This window comes from Halobacillus yeomjeoni (assembly GCF_020171525.1).
GTDB classification, from domain to species: Bacteria; Bacillota; Bacilli; order Bacillales; family Halobacillaceae; genus Halobacillus; species Halobacillus yeomjeoni.
Window position 1 is genome coordinate 43,701 of the sequence record NZ_JAIVAI010000003.1, and the last position, 17,117, is coordinate 60,817.

General features: G+C 40.8%; 21 protein-coding genes and 1 riboswitch. Of the genes, 9 read left to right on the plus strand and 12 right to left on the minus strand.

The window, feature by feature from the left end:
* Window positions 1–292 precede the first annotated feature (292 nt).
* Window positions 293–1,279 (plus strand): NAD(P)/FAD-dependent oxidoreductase, encoded by a 987-nt coding sequence (locus LCL89_RS10685; RefSeq protein ID WP_224810102.1) that lies wholly within the window; start codon window positions 293–295, stop codon window positions 1,277–1,279.
* 160 nt (window positions 1,280–1,439) lie between these two features.
* Here LCL89_RS10685 and LCL89_RS10690 read toward each other — a convergent pair whose 3' ends face one another.
* Both LCL89_RS10690 and LCL89_RS10695 read right to left on the minus strand, forming a co-directional pair.
* A complete protein-coding gene (locus LCL89_RS10690; protein WP_224810103.1) occupies window positions 1,440–1,700 on the minus strand; it encodes a hypothetical protein in 261 nt (86 codons plus the stop codon).
* A 109-nt stretch (window positions 1,701–1,809) separates the two neighbouring features.
* Window positions 1,810–2,172, minus strand: a complete 363-nt coding sequence (locus tag LCL89_RS10695; protein ID WP_197317643.1) for a HesB/IscA family protein — start codon at window positions 2,170–2,172, stop codon at window positions 1,810–1,812.
* Window positions 2,173–2,322: 150 nt separating this feature from the next.
* Here LCL89_RS10695 and LCL89_RS10700 point away from each other — a divergent pair, with 150 nt between their 5' ends.
* Window positions 2,323–3,030, plus strand: coding sequence for a DUF2225 domain-containing protein (locus tag LCL89_RS10700; protein ID WP_224810104.1), 708 nt, complete (start codon window positions 2,323–2,325; stop codon window positions 3,028–3,030).
* A 748-nt stretch (window positions 3,031–3,778) separates the two neighbouring features.
* Here the strand turns inward: LCL89_RS10700 and LCL89_RS10705 are convergent.
* The gene (locus LCL89_RS10705; protein ID WP_224810105.1) at window positions 3,779–4,009 is read right to left on the minus strand and encodes a YuzB family protein; all 231 of its coding nucleotides are present in this window, start codon (window positions 4,007–4,009) and stop codon (window positions 3,779–3,781) included.
* A gap of 80 nt (window positions 4,010–4,089) precedes the next feature.
* Window positions 4,090–4,419, minus strand: a complete 330-nt coding sequence (locus LCL89_RS10710; RefSeq protein ID WP_197317640.1) for a YuzD family protein — start codon at window positions 4,417–4,419, stop codon at window positions 4,090–4,092.
* Window positions 4,420–4,532: 113 nt separating this feature from the next.
* Between LCL89_RS10710 and LCL89_RS10715 the strand changes: the two genes are divergently transcribed.
* Complete coding sequence (locus tag LCL89_RS10715; RefSeq protein ID WP_197317734.1) at window positions 4,533–4,811, plus strand: NifU family protein; 279 nt, start codon at window positions 4,533–4,535, stop codon at window positions 4,809–4,811.
* A gap of 41 nt (window positions 4,812–4,852) precedes the next feature.
* On the opposite strand, the gene LCL89_RS10720 is transcribed toward LCL89_RS10715, so the two are convergent.
* Window positions 4,853–5,818, minus strand: coding sequence for a 2-hydroxyacid dehydrogenase (locus tag LCL89_RS10720; RefSeq protein ID WP_224810106.1), 966 nt, complete (start codon window positions 5,816–5,818; stop codon window positions 4,853–4,855).
* A gap of 167 nt (window positions 5,819–5,985) precedes the next feature.
* On the opposite strand from LCL89_RS10720, the gene LCL89_RS10725 reads away from it, so the two are divergent.
* Both LCL89_RS10725 and LCL89_RS10730 read left to right on the plus strand, forming a co-directional pair.
* Entirely contained in the window at window positions 5,986–6,501 is a 516-nt protein-coding gene (locus LCL89_RS10725; protein ID WP_197317638.1) for a phosphatidylglycerophosphatase A family protein, read from the plus strand.
* 123 nt (window positions 6,502–6,624) lie between these two features.
* A complete protein-coding gene (locus tag LCL89_RS10730; protein ID WP_224810107.1) occupies window positions 6,625–8,187 on the plus strand; it encodes a hypothetical protein in 1,563 nt (520 codons plus the stop codon).
* A gap of 86 nt (window positions 8,188–8,273) precedes the next feature.
* Here LCL89_RS10730 and LCL89_RS10735 read toward each other — a convergent pair whose 3' ends face one another.
* Together LCL89_RS10735 and hepT are read right to left on the minus strand one after the other, a co-directional pair.
* Entirely contained in the window at window positions 8,274–9,041 is a 768-nt protein-coding gene (locus LCL89_RS10735) for a TIGR01457 family HAD-type hydrolase (protein WP_197317636.1), read from the minus strand.
* A 33-nt stretch (window positions 9,042–9,074) separates the two neighbouring features.
* Window positions 9,075–9,509, minus strand: a complete 435-nt coding sequence (hepT, locus tag LCL89_RS10740) for a type VII toxin-antitoxin system HepT family RNase toxin (RefSeq protein WP_197317635.1) — start codon at window positions 9,507–9,509, stop codon at window positions 9,075–9,077.
* Window positions 9,510–9,697: 188 nt separating this feature from the next.
* Here hepT and LCL89_RS10745 point away from each other — a divergent pair, with 188 nt between their 5' ends.
* Together LCL89_RS10745 and LCL89_RS10750 are read left to right on the plus strand one after the other, a co-directional pair.
* On the plus strand, window positions 9,698–9,964 hold the full coding sequence (locus tag LCL89_RS10745) for a DUF3055 domain-containing protein (RefSeq protein ID WP_197317634.1): 267 nt from the start codon (window positions 9,698–9,700) through the stop codon (window positions 9,962–9,964).
* A gap of 122 nt (window positions 9,965–10,086) precedes the next feature.
* Window positions 10,087–10,377: a cytosolic protein gene (locus LCL89_RS10750; RefSeq protein WP_197317633.1), complete on the plus strand. Its 291-nt coding sequence runs from the start codon at window positions 10,087–10,089 to the stop codon at window positions 10,375–10,377.
* Between the two features lie 35 nt (window positions 10,378–10,412).
* On the opposite strand, the gene LCL89_RS10755 is transcribed toward LCL89_RS10750, so the two are convergent.
* Window positions 10,413–10,688, minus strand: a complete 276-nt coding sequence (locus tag LCL89_RS10755; RefSeq protein WP_224810108.1) for a YutD family protein — start codon at window positions 10,686–10,688, stop codon at window positions 10,413–10,415.
* Window positions 10,689–10,818: 130 nt separating this feature from the next.
* Here LCL89_RS10755 and LCL89_RS10760 point away from each other — a divergent pair, with 130 nt between their 5' ends.
* Both LCL89_RS10760 and LCL89_RS10765 read left to right on the plus strand, forming a co-directional pair.
* Entirely contained in the window at window positions 10,819–11,436 is a 618-nt protein-coding gene (locus LCL89_RS10760; RefSeq protein WP_197317632.1) for a YhcN/YlaJ family sporulation lipoprotein, read from the plus strand.
* A 78-nt stretch (window positions 11,437–11,514) separates the two neighbouring features.
* On the plus strand, window positions 11,515–12,456 hold the full coding sequence (locus LCL89_RS10765) for a M23 family metallopeptidase (RefSeq protein ID WP_224810109.1): 942 nt from the start codon (window positions 11,515–11,517) through the stop codon (window positions 12,454–12,456).
* A gap of 45 nt (window positions 12,457–12,501) precedes the next feature.
* Here LCL89_RS10765 and LCL89_RS10770 read toward each other — a convergent pair whose 3' ends face one another.
* From LCL89_RS10770 to yunB, 4 genes are all read right to left on the minus strand, one after another.
* Window positions 12,502–12,603, minus strand: a complete 102-nt coding sequence (locus LCL89_RS10770) for a methionine/alanine import family NSS transporter small subunit (protein WP_197317630.1) — start codon at window positions 12,601–12,603, stop codon at window positions 12,502–12,504.
* Window position 12,604: 1 nt separating this feature from the next.
* Entirely contained in the window at window positions 12,605–14,131 is a 1,527-nt protein-coding gene (locus LCL89_RS10775) for a sodium-dependent transporter (RefSeq protein ID WP_224810110.1), read from the minus strand.
* A 211-nt stretch (window positions 14,132–14,342) separates the two neighbouring features.
* The gene (locus LCL89_RS10780; RefSeq protein ID WP_224810111.1) at window positions 14,343–15,905 is read right to left on the minus strand and encodes a Na+/H+ antiporter NhaC family protein; all 1,563 of its coding nucleotides are present in this window, start codon (window positions 15,903–15,905) and stop codon (window positions 14,343–14,345) included.
* Between the two features lie 135 nt (window positions 15,906–16,040).
* Window positions 16,041–16,227, minus strand: a riboswitch (Lysine riboswitch).
* Window positions 16,228–16,281: 54 nt separating this feature from the next.
* The gene (gene yunB, locus LCL89_RS10785; protein WP_197317627.1) at window positions 16,282–17,055 is read right to left on the minus strand and encodes a sporulation protein YunB; all 774 of its coding nucleotides are present in this window, start codon (window positions 17,053–17,055) and stop codon (window positions 16,282–16,284) included.
* Window positions 17,056–17,117 lie beyond the last annotated feature (62 nt).

Genomic DNA, 17,117 nt, shown 5'->3' on the forward strand with positions numbered 1-17,117 from the left:
CTTCCATCTCGTAGTTTTTTATAATACGATAACGAACCTTTGTGACTGGTTTCACACAAAAACACATAAAAAAAAGCCTGTCGAATACTATTTGAAATTGTCACAAATACGTAATATATTGTCTAACTTCATCTTAGACTTTTTTACCGCCATTTTCAACCCATAATATATTATCGAAATAATGGAAAAATTGCCGTCTCTTTTAGAGGATTTACCACATCCGTAGCATTCCCATCTGTAAAAAAATTATGATAGAATGGACGATAGTGACAATTTGAACAGGAGGAAAACTATGAGTGATAAAATATATGATATAACAGTCATCGGCGCAGGCCCTGTCGGTTTGTTCACCGCTTTTTATGGTGGAATGAGAGATGCAAGTGTGAAGATTATCGAAAGCCTTCCTCACCTTGGCGGCCAACTTTCTGCACTTTATCCTGAAAAATACATTTTTGATGTAGCCGGGTTCCCACGTGTAAGAGCACAGGAGCTTGTCGACAACTTGGAGGAGCAGGCAATGGCATTCGATCCTACTGTAGCCCTTGAACAAGAAGTAGTGAGTGTGGAGCGCCTCGAAGATGAAACCTTCAAGTTGACGACCAATAAAGAAATACATTATACAAGAACCATCATCATCACTGCCGGTAATGGTGCTTTCCAGCCAAGAAAGCTTAAGATTGAAGGGACAGAAAAATATGAAGATACCAACCTTCATTATCATGTCAGTGATATGGACCGCTTCAGAGATAAAAACGTTATGATTTGCGGCGGAGGCGATTCAGCTGTGGATTGGTCCCTAATGCTCGAACCCATTGCTAAACAGGTGACTCTTGTCCATAGACGTGATAAATTCCGAGCACATGAACATAGTGTCACTCAGTTGAGAAATTCCAACGTCAATATTTTGACACCATTCACACCGGATCAGCTCATCGGTGAAGATCGTGTTGAAAAAGTGGAATTGAAAGAAGTCAAAGGAGATCGCACGGAAACTGTCGAAGTGGACGACCTGATCGTCAACTACGGTTTCATATCTTCTCTTGGACCAATCAAAGATTGGGAACTGGAAATCGAGAAGAACAGCATCGTTGTCAACTCTAAGATGGAAACGAACATCAAGGGAATTTATGCTGCTGGAGACATCTGTACGTATCCAGGTAAAGTCAAATTGATCGCTTCTGGATTTGGTGAAGGTCCTACAGCCGTCAACAATGCAAAGAACTACATCGACCCGGATGCCAGAGTTCAGCCGAAACACTCTACAAGCATGTTTTCTTAATGGAAATCTTCAGACATAATCTTATTTTAAAAACGCTCAGATTAATTTCTGAGCGTTTTTATTATGCACATTTATTGTACATTACATATTTTGTAAAAACTTACTGCCTGGTTGCTTCGTATACTGCAAAAATCCGCTTATTAAACAAAAGTACTTGTTCCTAATCCTTTTGAGGAGAGTCTTCTCTTCTTTGAAGATGAGCTGTATTCTTAAACACAGCATATTCTTTCACGTGGTTCGTCACTTGTATTGCGGCAATGATGTAGATAAACGTCAGCAATAAATTGCTTACCGTTTCATCAATGATTCCTGTTACGGCATATTTATACATGGTTACACCCAACGTGATAAAAAAACCGACAATAATTGCACTTATTCTGTATTCATCCATGGATAAACATTGTCTCAACATCTGCTTCATGGTGTCCCTCCATTCCATCTTCCCTTAATTATATGGAAAAAAAGGTTGTCCTCATGTTAAAACCAAAATAAAAAACCTTCCTTTGACAGGAAGGTTGAAAATTATGCGATTAGCAGTTCGGATCGGGTGCACCAGCATTCGTCGCTGTTTTGAAAGAAGATCCACAGCCGCAGGACACGATGGCATTCGGATTATCGATTGTGAATCCGCCACCCATCATATTCTGTTTGAAATCAATTGTCGTTCCTTCAATGATTGCTGCATCTTGTCTATTTACAACTACAGGAATGCCATTGGATTCCTCTAGAAGGTCCAATTCTTCGTTTATTTCATCTTCGAAGCCCATCGCATAAGATAATCCACTGCAGCCCCCACCTTTCACACCAAAACGAAGGCGAATGTTTTCATTATCCTCTTCTTTCATCATCTCAGTAATTTGGTGTTTAGCTGCGTCCGTTATATTAAGAATCATCCTGAGCCTCTCCTTTCCATTCATTAATTCCAGTATACTAACCCAATCCACCTTTATCAAATAGTATGATGAAACGTATACACAAAATTCCAGTCGTAAACATTGTGAAGTAAAGCTCTTTATAGGATAATAGGATTAGTTCGAAAGGATGTGTCTGAGATTTCGCCCCCCTCCATTAATCCCATTTATAAAAAAACAGTCCAATGCCCTCTTTGTAACTATGAATATACGACATCCAAGATTCGATCGCGATACATAATTCCTACTACTATAGATACGGATTTTTTCACCCTTTATAAACAAGAACGATACAACCCGACGTTGTATCATGTACATGTTTGTTCAAAGTGTGGTTACTCACATACTGAAAACTTTTCGTTGTCATTTAGTCCTCAAGAGAGAAAAGATTTTAATAAACACTTAGTAAGTCGTTGGAATTATAAAGATTTTGGCGGGGTACGTACTCATGAAGATGCTTTGAAGACATTGAAACTCGCCGTCTACAGTGCCCGTTTAAAGAATGAAGAAGCGAGTGTTTTAGCTGGTCTTTATATGAGAATCATGTGGATCCACCGATATTTGAATAATGAAGATCAAGTGCTTCGATTTTCATCTCTAGCTAGAGATGCATATAGAGAAGCTTACCTTGTCGAACCCCTCGACCGCCCGGAATGGCCTTCGTACAAAGTCCTTTATATCATCGGCGAATTGGAAAGGCGTATCGGTAATTATCGTGAAGCGGTAAAAAATTTCTCTTTAGTATTAAACTCTAGAAAAACAAAAGCGGACCCTCACATCAGAAGTTTAGCCGAAAAGCAATGGCAGGTGACTCGTGAAGAATCGAAAAGCAGGCGGTGATAATTATGGCAATTATCCCTAAGGATCATCCGCTTGATACTAATGTCTATTTAGGAGGTAAGGGGAAACAGTCCGCTAACCTTTCAATAATGCGGGGTCATTTGAATTTTTCAAGCCCTAATTAAAGGCTCTGTTAAAGTTGATTGTTGATAATTAGTCTTCAAAATAAGGACATAAAAGTTCAATAGTTTATATCGATATGTGCGGAGGGGCTGCGGGGAATCACTCGCTTTCCGCGGGAGCGCGGTGAGCCTCCTCGGACTTTTCGTCCTGTGGGGTCTCACCAAGCACTCTCTTCCCGCAGGAGTCTCCCGATTCCCCTCCGCCCTTTGCATTTTCATCTTGATGGGAGGAAGTATAAAATCTTAAAACCTAATGCTATATTTAATACTCTTAGGAGTGGCATAAGTATCAGACGATCTTGATAATAGGTCTTTTTTTTACGTAGTCACGGATTTTATACTTTTAAAAGATCTTGTTTCGAGACACTCTGATGAAGCAAAGGGCGGAGGGAAACGGTGAGACTCCTATGGGACGTGTGGGACAGGTGAGGCCCCGGAAGGCATAGCCTGAGGAGACTCAGCGCCCGCCCCATGGAAAGCGAACCTTTTCCCGGAGCCATACACGCATACAAACATTTCGTAATGAATTCTTTTTTTGATGGATATATCAACACTAAACTTTAACAGACCCAAATTAATAAAAGCGTGCTCCTTTTAAGAGGGAACACGCTTTTATACATCTCATTTTATAGGGTCTCGTCCAGATGCTTATATATATTGTCTACTAACTCCTGCGGGGTGTCGGCCATTACTCTTTCCCCATCGACAAGAGCATATATGAATTGGGAGCAAATTCCACAGTTACTTAAACAACCGTATTCTACAACATCGAGATCTGGATCTTTTTCAAGCTTTTCAAATGCTTCTTGAGCACCGTTGACTAAATTATTTACACAGAATTCAATTAATGGATTCATCCTTCTCACCTCGTCTTTTCTGGATGAAACCCTATTCTTTCAATAGTTTACCACAGGGAATACAGAAAACATACCACCATTCAGGAATTCGTAACTGCTTGAATCCCATGACTTTCCAAAGCTTTATATATATCCTTTAACCTGGGATTACCTTCTCCCACTATTTCTCCATTGACCAGTACAAGTGGATAAAATAACTCTTCATCGAACAATTGACTGAGAATCTCTTCGTCTGCTCCAGGCTGGTTTTCCGTATGAATATCATAATACGTGTAAGATATCCCCTCAGTACCATACTTCCGGGCCACAGCTGCCTGGATCCACTCAAAGGTTTCTTTCGACCCAGGAGCATTCACGCAACTAGCACACTTCACTTCTGCCCCATAAACGCTCACATTGACTTCCCCCATGTTTCATCGTCCCCCTTAATATATATCGAAAAATAGATCTATTTCCATTTTACAAAAGGAATAAAAAAAGATAAAATGAAAATGGTTCTCAATAACATAACAATTGAACAACAATAGATTTTTCTGATTATTCGTTTTATAATGGTGTTACAGAAAGGGGAAGATTGAACATGCATGAACAAGTTCAAGAAGTTTTGAACAAGCTTCGCCCATTTTTACTTCGTGACGGGGGAGACGTTGAATTAGTGGATGTGGAAGATGGAATCGTACGTCTACGTTTGATGGGGGCTTGCGGCAACTGCCCAAGTTCAACCATTACACTGAAAGCAGGAATCGAGCGTGCACTGGCACAGGAAGTTCCTGGTATATATGAAGTAGAACAAGTGTTTTAATACATGATTAAAGCAGCCTTTCGAGTGAAAGGCTGCTTTTTTTATTGTACAGGGGTCAAGAGCTTCTTTCCTTCGAAACAGCGAACAATGTTATCCAAACACAACTCCATCATCCGATTACGTGTTTCAATCGATGCTGAGCCGATATGTGGTAGACAAACCACTTGATCTAATCCAAGTAATGGGTGGGATGGATCAATGGGTTCGTTTTCAAACACATCCAATCCAGCTCCAGCAATTACTCCACTTTTCACTGCATCAAATAATGCTTTTTCATCCATTGTTTTACCTCTTGAAGTATTAATGAAAATGGCATCACTCTTCATCTTCTCGAATGCAGCTTTGTTGAATATGTGATATGTATCCTCTGTCAGAGGTGCCATACTTAAAACAAAATCGGATTGATTCAACAATTCATCAAACGATACATAGGATGCCCCCAGCGTTTCTTCGGCTTCCGTTTTTCGTGAGCGGTTGTGATAGAGGATCTTCATACCAAAACCTTTTGCCCTTCTGGCCACAGCTTCCCCGATTCTCCCCATCCCGAAGATACCGATCGTTTTATGGTGAACCTCTTTTCCTGCAAGTAAAAGAGGTGACCAATGCTCCCATTTTCCCTCTTCAATATACTTTTGGGCTTCCACTATTCTTCGGGCTGAGGAAAGCAGTAAACCGAATGTAAGATCTGCTGTTGTTTCGGTTAGTACATCAGGCGTATTGGTTACAGCCACTCCATGTTTATTGGCCGCACGAACATCAACATTGTCATAACCTACAGCTAGATTGGCTACGATCTTCAAATTTTGCGAATTTCGAATTAGGGACTCATCAACAGGATCTGTCAACATGGTCAGCATACCGTCTACTTTCCTGCTCTTCTCCTTCAACATCGATTCCGGAATTGGTGTGTGTTCATCTTCCCAGACATCAAACACCAACCGATCGCGATAAGAATCAAGGATTTCACTCGGTAACTGACGTGTGATTAAAACCTTTGGCTTCTCCATCATCATACCTCCGTTTTTTTCTTACAGTTTACCATACCATTCACCTTCAAGATATTTGTCACGGGCAAGCAAAGAATCTGATATACTTATGGTACCCCTCCCGTTTGTCTATAATGGAGGATGGGTAGTGAACACAGAAAGATATGTTGAGTTGGGAGGTTTTCATTATGGCAAAAGAAAACAATATAACTGCGCTTGAAACGACTGCTAGAGAATGGATTACAGAACGTGGTGTCACTATTGAAGATATGGCAGAGCTTGTTTATTACCTACAATCGAAATACCACGAAAACCTGACGATGGACGAATGTCGTCACAATGTGAATCGTGTCTTGAAAAAAAGAGAAGTTCAAAATGCTATCTTAACTGGAATACAATTGGATAAATTAGCGGAACAGAACAAACTGGAAGAACCATTACAAAAAACAATTGAAACCGATGAAGGTTTATATGGTGTTGATGAAATCATCGCCTTTTCCATAGTAAATGTTTATGGGTCCATCGGATTCACAAATTACGGTTACATTGATAAACAAAAGCCCGGGGTCTTAAAGCGCCTCAATGATAAATCAACTGGAGAGTGTCATACGTTTCTAGATGACATCGTCGGAGCTATAGCGGCAGCCGCTTCCAGCCGCCTTGCCCACAGCATTGAAGGAGACACAGACCCTGAAGAAGATTAATATTTAATAAAGCCATGCGAGAGCATGGCTTTTTTTATTTTCTGAAACCTTTTTGTGGTTCAAGACGTACAAATACTATCTACTCTAAATGCCATATAAGGAAAATAAAGGGAGGAAGTATACGTGTCACTTTTAAAACGAAGCATTGTCTGGCTTGCCCCACTCATCATCATTTTAACGGGCGTGGGAATTCTATTTGCAAAAAATTATAACGAAGTAACGGAGCCACCCAGCGAAGAATGGAGCAGACCTTTACAAATAGCCACAACTCCCTCTTCTAAACAACCTTCCGTCACAGAGACGAAACAAGACCAGCTCTCTGTTTCTTATTTAACTGAAACAGGCGCTGCCCATAAAACTTACAACGAAGACCTTCGTCTAATAGATGAGACCTATTATGATATCCCGGTGGATAAATTCACACGCATACATATTGAGGATAACCAAATGGTCTATGCTGATTACTATGGTCTGTACAATGGGAAGACGAACGAAAAAATTGTAGACATTACAGGGTTTTATCCTTTAAAGAATCATGTATTTTATAGAGATGAGTCAGCTATTCATAAATTGGATATGGAAACCCTCAAGTCATCCCCTGTCCTGAAATTAAAAGATGAGAAAGCATCTGTTTATTTTCATGAAATGGAAGACCAGGTTCACCTTATGACGGAACATCGAAAGACAAATGAACATCACATCACTTTTTATTCCTTGGAAAATGCAGAATTTACAAGCATTGATTCGACTACACTGAATTTGGATGCTTCAGAAGAGTTACAAGAGCTGCTCTTTTCCATAAATAACGATACTTACTCCCTTCTTATCAGCACTGTACAAAAAACGAATATGGAGGGAAATGTAAGGTATTTTTATTACTTTGATCAAACAGCTATAGGGAAAAATCCTGAACTTACAGAATTAAATTTTCCAGATCCACATGGTACTGAAAACCTGAAAGAAATCTCAGATATCGAACTGAGAACTGACACTGGGCAGACATCAGTGTTGTTCAAAGCCTTCGGTGCTACGAAGACTCAATTCAAAGCGCCCGCTCAGTTCAATATCTACCAAGCCACGTTAAAAAATGATCAAGTCGGGACAGTAATGAGGTTAAGCAATACACCGAAACATTCAAGCAACCCTGCTTGGTATGATGAGAAAACCATCACATGGCTCGATGTCGAAAGTGGAAGCAATCCCTTATATCTTTCTTCAGGAAAGGACCACTTGATACAAAGTGCCCCTTTCTTAACAACGGATTATTTTCTGCAGGCATTAGGAAAGACGATGGGGATGTTGACGTACGGACTGTTTGGAGTAATGATTTCTGTCCTTTGGTTCATTTGGCCGCTTCTGTTTATTGTGATTCTTTCCTTTACAAACAGTCGGGCGATGGACCATGAGCATTCCTGGGTGTTATATGCAGGGGCTGCTATTTATATCGCAGCTGCTGTCATCTTTAAAAATCAGTTGGTTACAGAAGCTGCATTATCAAGAGCACCAGAGTATTTAAGTTTTACAGGAAGTACACTGACTTACCTTTTCGGATTCGCCTTGCTCTCCTTCGGGATATTAAAAATCGGTGCGAAAGTGAGAGACTGGTCCATGTTCATCCAGCTCACCTACTTCATAGCCCTTCACGTAGCTTTTATGACCATTTTCTTCGGACCGTATCTCATCTAAGACGGTAATGTCTGGTGAGGAGACTCCCGTGGGTAGTACATGGTTAGTTAGAGCCAACAAAAAAGCCACCAGATAGGTGGCTTTTCTTATGCTTTCAACCAGTCGATTAAGTTTTTACTTTTGTAGGTCGGCTGTTTATCCATGCCTTTGATCTCTTCAAAGGTGCTGACCCCTGTCTCCAACATAAGAGTATCGATTCCTGCATGAATCCCTGCAAGAATATCTGTATTGTAATTATCTCCTACTAAGAGTGCCTCTTCTTTTGGAAATCCGAGTTGATTCAATGCCTGATTCATGATGATTGCTTCAGGCTTGCCGATAAAAGTGGGTTCGACCCCTGTACTGACAGTGATGACAGACGTCATAGCTCCATTCCCAGGTAACATTCCCCTTTCGGTAGGGATAGCGATATCTCCGTTCGTACTTAAAAGCTCTGCCCCGTTCCTCACGTTCAAACAAGCTTTCACATACTTCTCATAATTAATTTCTCTGTCAATCCCAATAACCACATAATCCGCTTTCTCCTCGACAAGCCGATGCCCTTCTTGTCGGATGGCATCCCGCAAGCCTTCCTCTCCAATAACAAAAACGTCTGCACACTTTTTCTGTTCTGAGATGTAAGAAGCAGTAGCCATGCTGCTTGTAAAGACTTGCTCTGAATCTGCGTGAACACCTAAATTATTGAGCTTTTCAGCAATTTGTTCTGGACGTTTTGAAGAATTGTTCGTCAAATACAGGAAAGGTTTACCGTTCTTTTTCAGGTGATCCACAAACTCTTTGGCACCCTCTATACGTTCAGTTCCTCTATACATCGTTCCATCTAAATCAATGATATATGCTTGATATGACTTCATCCTGATCTCCTTACTAACCTTCATTTCACTTTCTTACTTAGAAAAAGCTGAGACTGGCCCCAGTTCATTCGTTAAATAATCACGGATTCTGTTCGGAAAAGCTTCTATAGAAGGCATTTGCTCGTTCCATACTTTCTTTAGTTCCTCGTGATCAATGGAATCGTAATGTTGCACGACACTCTTGCGCAGTCTTATGAATGACTTGTAATTTTCCATTTCCTCTTCGGGCAGGACTTGTTCATCCGTCAGAATGTCGATAATGTCTTCATAACTTCCTGGATCTCTCATGATAAAACCGTCGATCATCATATTGCCTACATCAATAATGGCTTCTATATTGATATGCGTCATACGTTCCAATGCCAGCAATTCATTAAAGTCATTGAATTTTTGAGAGGAGACGCTATGTAAAACCTTCTCCATATACTGCAATATCTGTTCAATTTTTTCACGATCTACAAAGTACATTTTCATACCTCCTCTTACTTCTGAACGAATCTTTCTCATCCACATAATAACATAACCCTGATCAACAACTAAAAGCAAACCACCTTAGTACGACTATGATATAAGGGTTTGGGCATACTAGTGTCAGCATGTTTTAATCGACCTCAACATACATGAGATATTCTTTTTTAAAAAGGAGTTGAAGATAAATGGGCGAAAGACCCCTTATTGAAGATATCACACAAAATACAAGCACCCGTTTTGTATCTTTTACTGCTGGAAACCACCGCTTTGAACTTGCACTCATGAAAGCAGAGTATTTTAAAAATCAAACGATGGTCATCAACCTCCATAAGAACCGACAGGCTTTACTGGATTTGGAAAACATAAAAAGGGATGGTCATTTAGAGCACATTTTTCAATTGAGTGCATTAGAAGCTGAAGAACTTAGAAATTACCTCCCTGACTTACTTTAAAAGTCACCAGGTCACCTTAAGTAATACTTCCCCCCCCCCCTTGATGTCAGTTTAGAGTCAAGTGGATAAGAGAATAAAAAAACCTCCTCTGTGAAAAATAAAAGAAAGGAGGTTTCTTACTTATGGGTAAAAATGATAAAAAGAAGTATTCTGATTTTGCCAATGTGGAAGCACAAAGAAACTTTTTAACTCCAGAACAATTGCCTGAGGGTCCTTACGGAGCACCACGCAATAAGTATGAGCCGGTTTCGAATGAAAAAAGCTCCCCGTGGACAGAGTCTCAAAGATATTACAGTGCTTTCAATTATGAATACAAAGCGCTGCATCAGGACCTTCAACGCCAGGAAGATGGTGCTCATCCTATCCATGATGAGAAGAACAAGGATATCAAACCCTCAGAAGAACATGAGTAAAATAAAAACCGACGCGCTGATACCAGCTCGTCGGTTTATTGGTTTACTCTTTTCAAAACAAAATAAGGGCAGCCGAAATTGCAGTACTCATATAAATAATCCTCGAGAGTACTGATTTTTGTATCGAACGTGGCTTTGGAGTTTTGATCATCATAAAAACCTTTTAAGCGCAGTTGACCATAACCCCAGTCTCCTACGATAAAATCGTATTTATTCAATATTTCACTGAAACGCCCTTCTACTTCTTCCTGTTGAAAACCTTCACGGTAATCTTCTACAACTTCATACTTTTTCCCGAACAGTTCTAACACAAAATCACCTCTTATTCTCTTTTTAGTGTACCATAATTCAATCCTTGCTAGGAAATCAAAATACATCGGTATGAATACAACAAAATCGTCCAATCTAATGTTATAACCTAAATCACCAGGAGGAATCATGATGAAGAACATAATCAATATATGTTTGATACTCGGGCTTATTCTCCTTTTCGCAAGCGGCTGCGCAGAAAATGCAAAAGAAGAAACGAAAATGCAGGAAGATACGCTCAATGGAAATGCCATGGACAGTTACGAAGATGAATTAATGGACGGCCAAGTCGGTTATGTCCGTTTCAAGAAAGACCAATTGGACCAACGTGTAGAAAAGAACCGTGTAATCAAAGTGAATCGTGAACAAGTAGCGGACATGATTTCAAGGATGATTCTTCGTTACGAAGGTTTCGAAGATGTTGCGACTTTAGTTACAGACAATGAAGTTCTTATTGCATATCAGAAGCCAGAAAACCATAGTCGTGAAGAAGCAGCAGATATGGTGCAAAAAACCGCTTATTCGATGGTACCAAGCTTTTACCATGTGTATGTCTCTGACGACCCTGCATCTTTTGGAGACATCCAGAGCGTCAGCACCTCTACCGTTTACGATGAAGAATATAAGGAAGTCATTGATAGTATCGTACAAAAACTGAAAAAGTCACCGCAAGGGAAAGTTCCGGAAAATAACATGAACCAGCCGGATGTCGGACCCAATATGGATATGACCAACAAGCGTGACCATTAAGGATTTCCTGACTTTAACAATCATAACCAGTGGGGTTTTGTTGAAGCTAAAGGTATCAAACGTTGTAGGTGAGTAAAAATGAGAAAATTGATTTCAGCCTTCTTCCTCCTTTTCATCATCAGTCACATGTGGGAAACTCCAATATATGCAGATGATGAAAGTGATGGACGAATGGCACTTTATAAAAAAACCTCTGCTGTTTCAGGTATTCCGTGGGAATATATTGCGGCCATAGATCAATTCGAAAGACAAATTCACGATGACCCAGATGAAGGCCGTGTAACAGCGATTAAAATCGATCCTATGTTTTGGTATGGGCATGATACTGGAAAAAGCATACCCCGCGGGATTTTCCCCAATGGATGGGGCACAGATGGCAACGGGGATGGGAAAGCGGATATTGAAAATGATGAAGATATCCTTTGGTCAATTAGTAACTATATCAACTCTTATGGAATAGCGAGAGAAGATATAAAAATAGCTCTTTGGAATTACTACAAACGGGACCTTACTGTACAGACGATCATGAATACGGCTGAGGTATTCAAAAAGTTCAAAACCGTAGCTCTTACTGACCGGGATTTTCCGTTACCAACGCATGCGAACTACAGTTACCGAAGCACATGGGGGGACGCGAGAGGATTCGGTGGAAGAAGAATTCATGAAGGGACAGATATTTTTGCCAACTACGGAGTTCCCGTTAAATCCACGACATATGGTGTTGTAGAAATGAAAGGCTGGAACAGGTATGGTGGATGGCGGATAGGTATCCGGGATATTTATAATATCTACCATTACTACGCCCACCTTCACAGCTTTGCTGAAGATGTCAAAGTCGGGGACGTAGTCAAACCCGGTGACGTCATAGGTGGTGTAGGCGCATCCGGATACGGCCCTCCAGGTACGTCTGGAAAGTTTCCTCCCCACTTGCATTATGGGATGTATAAAGACAACGGAAAAACCGAATGGTCCTTTGACCCCTACCCTTATTTAAGAAAATGGGAACGAATGGCTAAATAAAACAAGCGTCGCACTCGATTGAGTGCGACGCTTTTCATTTCAAGACTATTGTTTGGATTTCTTTACTGCATTTGTAATACTTGCAGCAAGTCCTCCCCAGATCACGACAATACCAATAATCATCATTACAATTGCACCTGCTGTCATATCAGCCTACCTCCTTGTGTGAATCCTCAAGAGCCTCAGCACTCCATCGTTTCGTCATCATGATGAATCCTACTACAATGGCGAAAGCAGCTACAAACCAGCCGCTATAAAGGATGAAGGCATCTGTATATCCACCGTAGTTTCCTGTTTCAGTTTCAAACTGACGTAACAAGTTTGTTTTGAATAGATCGAACATCATGTAACCTAGAACAACTGGTGTAATGACGCCAAGACATATCTTCCACCAGCCACCAAGACGCAAATCAGAAATTCCATTTGCATGGGATTGGAAGCTGTTCAAGTTACGCAGGAACCAAGCAATTACTACTACTTCCACCAAACCTACGAAAGCTATACCAAACTGGTTGATGAAGTAGTCGGCAGCATCCAGGAAGAACAATCCGCCCTGAGTGGCGAACAGGATTGAAAGAACTGCAGATAATCCTCCGCCAAAACCTACTGCGGCTGCTCTGGAAATCCCGAATTTTTCTTTAATCGCTGCTACGTAAGTCTCTGTAATTGAGATCAAAGAAGACAATCCAGCTAAAACTAAGGATATGAAGAATAAGAACCCAAAGAGTCCATTTAATGCAGGAAACTCATTTATGATCTGAGGGAAGACCACAAACGCTAACCCTACTCCACCGCTTACAACATCCTCAACAGGGACGTTGTTCTGCGTTGCCATGAAACCTAAAGCACCAAAAACTCCGATACCAGCTAATAATTCGAAGCTGGAGTTACTGAAACCTGTAATGAATGCGTTGTTAGTTATATCCGATTTCTTCGGAAGATAACTGGAGTAAGTAATCATAATTGCAAACGCTATAGATAAACTGAAGAAAATTTGTCCATATGCAGCGACCCAGACTTTCCCGGAAGTGATGGACTCGAAATTCGGTTCGAAAAACGTCTGCAAACCTTCAGCAGCACCCGGAAGAGTGATTGCTCTAAGTACAATGATCAAAAACAAGACAACAAGTGTAGGAATGAAGATTTTGTTTGCTCTCTCGATTCCTTTTTTGACACCTGCGAATAGAACGCCGAGTGTGACTAACCAAACAAATATTAAAGGAATAAAGACGCCGGGTACCAGGCTTCCTGTTTGACCAGGATCTACAGATAAGTTCAGATAATCACTAAATAAGAAGCCTTCTGTGTCTTCTCCCCAGGAAAGGTTGACTGCAAAAACACTGTACGACATTGCCCAGGCGATTACGACTGCATAATAAGTCGAGATTACAAAAGCAACAAGTACAGCCCACCATCCAAGCCATTCCGTTTTCTTGTTCATACGGAAGAAGGATAACGGAGCAGATCCACGAAACTTATGACCCACTGTAAATTCCATAACTAATAGCGGAATACCCGCAGTTAACAGGGCGAATAAATAAGGGATGAAGAATGCCCCTCCGCCGTTTTCATAAGCTGTTGCAGGGAATCGCCATATGTTTCCAAGGCCGATTGCTGACCCTACAGCAGCCAGAATAAATCCGGCTCTCGTTCCCCATTGTGCACGTTTTTCCATGTGAAAGACCTCCTTTGTAATAAAACCCCCGCTTTCGCCTACTTGAGGCAAAAACCTTTGTCGAAATTATTGATAATTTCTGACTATTTCTGCTTAAATTATAACCATCGTTCACATGCTTGTCAAAATTTATTTTGAATATTCATGATTTCCAAAATAAGCTAAAAAAAAGATAAGCGCAGGGATTTGCGCTTATCTTAACTCTAACCATTTAATTTTTTTCCACTTTCAACGAAGGACTAAAGTAATGAATCGCTATTCCTATGACCACCACTAAAATCAGGGTGATGAATAACGGAATCCATACTTGACCTGTCATTCCCAATACAATATAACCGACAGATGCAGCTAATGCTGCGATACCGGCATATGGAAGCTGTGTCATTACGTGATCAATATGATTCGATCCTGCACCTGTAGAAGATAAGATCGTAGTATCAGAAATCGGTGAACAGTGATCTCCGAAGACAGAACCCGCAAGAACAGCTGATAGAGCAGGCAGAATAAATGCAGGCTCAGTTACAGCAGCAATTTCGCCGGCAATCGGTAACATGATCCCGAATGTACCCCAGGACGTTCCTGTTGCCAATGCCATAAAGCCGGAGATGATGAATATCAAGAACGGCAGGTAGGCAATGCTGATATCCGCCTGACTGAATACACTCGCCAAATACTCTCCTGTCTGCAGTTGACTGATGATATCACCGATCATCCATGCAAAAACCAAAATATAAATGGCCGGAAGCATTGCTTTCAATCCTTCGATAAATACATGGCCCATGGAAGATTTCGGTTGAGCCTGACCAGTATATAACACTCCTGCTAGGATTACAGCTGACAATCCACCAATGAACAACGAAATATTAACATTCGTATTTGCAAAAATCGATAAGATATCGACTTGCTCTCCAGAGTTATTCACTCCTGTTACGATCATAGAAACGACAGTTCCAAGAACAAGTGCGACAATTGGAAGAATCAAATGAGAAATCTTCCCGTTATCATGCTCTTTAAACTCATCGTTAAGATCTCCAGGGACATCCCCTTTATCAGGGTTCGTCAATTGTCCTGTTTCCAATGCACGCTCTTCATGTTTGCGCATCGGTCCAATATCCAACTTCAAGAAAATCGTCAAGAATACCAGCAACAATGCAGCAAAAGCATAAAAGTTGGCTGGAATCATCAAAATGAATGCCTGTAGTGCTTGGTAATCTGTGATTTCATTCGCCGCCAGAATGCTCCCGATTGTACCAATGATATAAGCGCCCCAACTTGAAATTGGAGATATGACCGTTACAGGCGCAGATGTTGAATCAATATAATATGCCAGTTTAGCTCTTGATAATTGATATCTGTCAGTTACCGGCCTGGCAACCTGACCTACTGCGAGCGCATTGAAGTAATCATCAATAAAAATAACGATCCCTAGTATTGCTGGAATTAATTTTGCACCCCGACGGGTACGGATTCTTTTTACTGCCCATTTTCCAAATGCACGGCTTCCGCCTGAAGCTGTCATAAAGGCAGTCGTCACACCTAATAGGAATAAAAAGCCTAATAGGTATAAGCTTCCTGTATTCAGTGATCCGTCACTGATGAATATAGATGAAAATAAGGACCAAATTAAAGCAAGTCCTGATCCGATATCCATTTGTGTGAGCATGAAAGCTCCGACAATGATCCCTACACCCAGGGATAAGATTACTTTTCTTGTGAATAGCACAAGTAAAAGCATAAGTAATGCTGGAATTAAAGAATAAATGGTTCCTTCCATAATGTTCCCCTCCGTATATCTTTTGATGTCTACGGGATGGAAGGCTACTGTGGAGTTAAAATGAGGAATAAAAAAAGACAATGATAGACAATAATCCATCATTGCACATTAGCGGCAATTCGATTATCCTCCATTTCGATCAGTAGCGCCCCATGCACCTAAAAAGCATGCATGACAGTGTATCCCTTGTTCAGAAATTACACCAGCTCAGGATAGCCTGACACCACTACCATGAGCTTCGGCAAACATCCCTTTCATCAATGATCAACGTTTGTCAGAACTCCCATTGATTACTAATGACATTTGCACCTCTACCTCACCGATCTGATAAGGTCACGCATATTTAATTCTTTGTCATTCTATCAAGCCAAAGCAATTATTGCAAGGGGTCCATTGGATAGGAAAAAGATGGAGACTCACTATTCTCTCCCATACCCCCATAAAAATTCGGAACTTCCCCTAATATGGTTGACGTATCGATCGGAATATCCGTCACTACCGTAGTTGTTTCTGTAGAAAATGGAATCACGATTCGAACGTTTACCTCCACGTGAATAGAGAGCTGAAACAACGCCGCATTTATTCCATATTCAGTGATTTCACTTTTGAAATTGGATTGCACATCTCCAATGACGCGCAGCTGTACAGGAACCTTAGGCCCTAAGTTAGCGAGAATAGAATTGTTGGTGGCCTGACCTATGGGGATTTCAATCAGTGTGGCCGGCTGCTCCCCGACCTCCTCCTGTGTCATATTTGGATCCAGGTCCGGTTCTAAAGCCGTGTCTTCCATAGGAAGTTCATTTAGTTCCATCCTCTTCAAAAAATTTTGTACTCGATAAGTGGTGTTTCTGAGAACTCGGTTTACAACGACTGAATTCCAGCCCATATATACAATGTTTCCATCCGAATCCTTTTCCATTTTAACTAGATCATTGAACTGCAAGTCTTCAGCGATTTGTTTATTTACAGCTTCATTGATTGCATCCCTGGCATATTGTTGTGTTTTCGTTTCAGCAATACCGATTAATGCTGGTGTAATTCCACGATTAATCAGCCATAGACTCAAGGCTGTAAATAATAAGAATAATAGGAAGGTGATTACAATCCGTTTTCCGATCGAACCCCCTTCTGTCACACCCTTCTTTACCATAAAACAACCCCTCCTGACCTATCTATATGTGGTCAAGGAAGGGTTTAGGCATTCAAAATTGG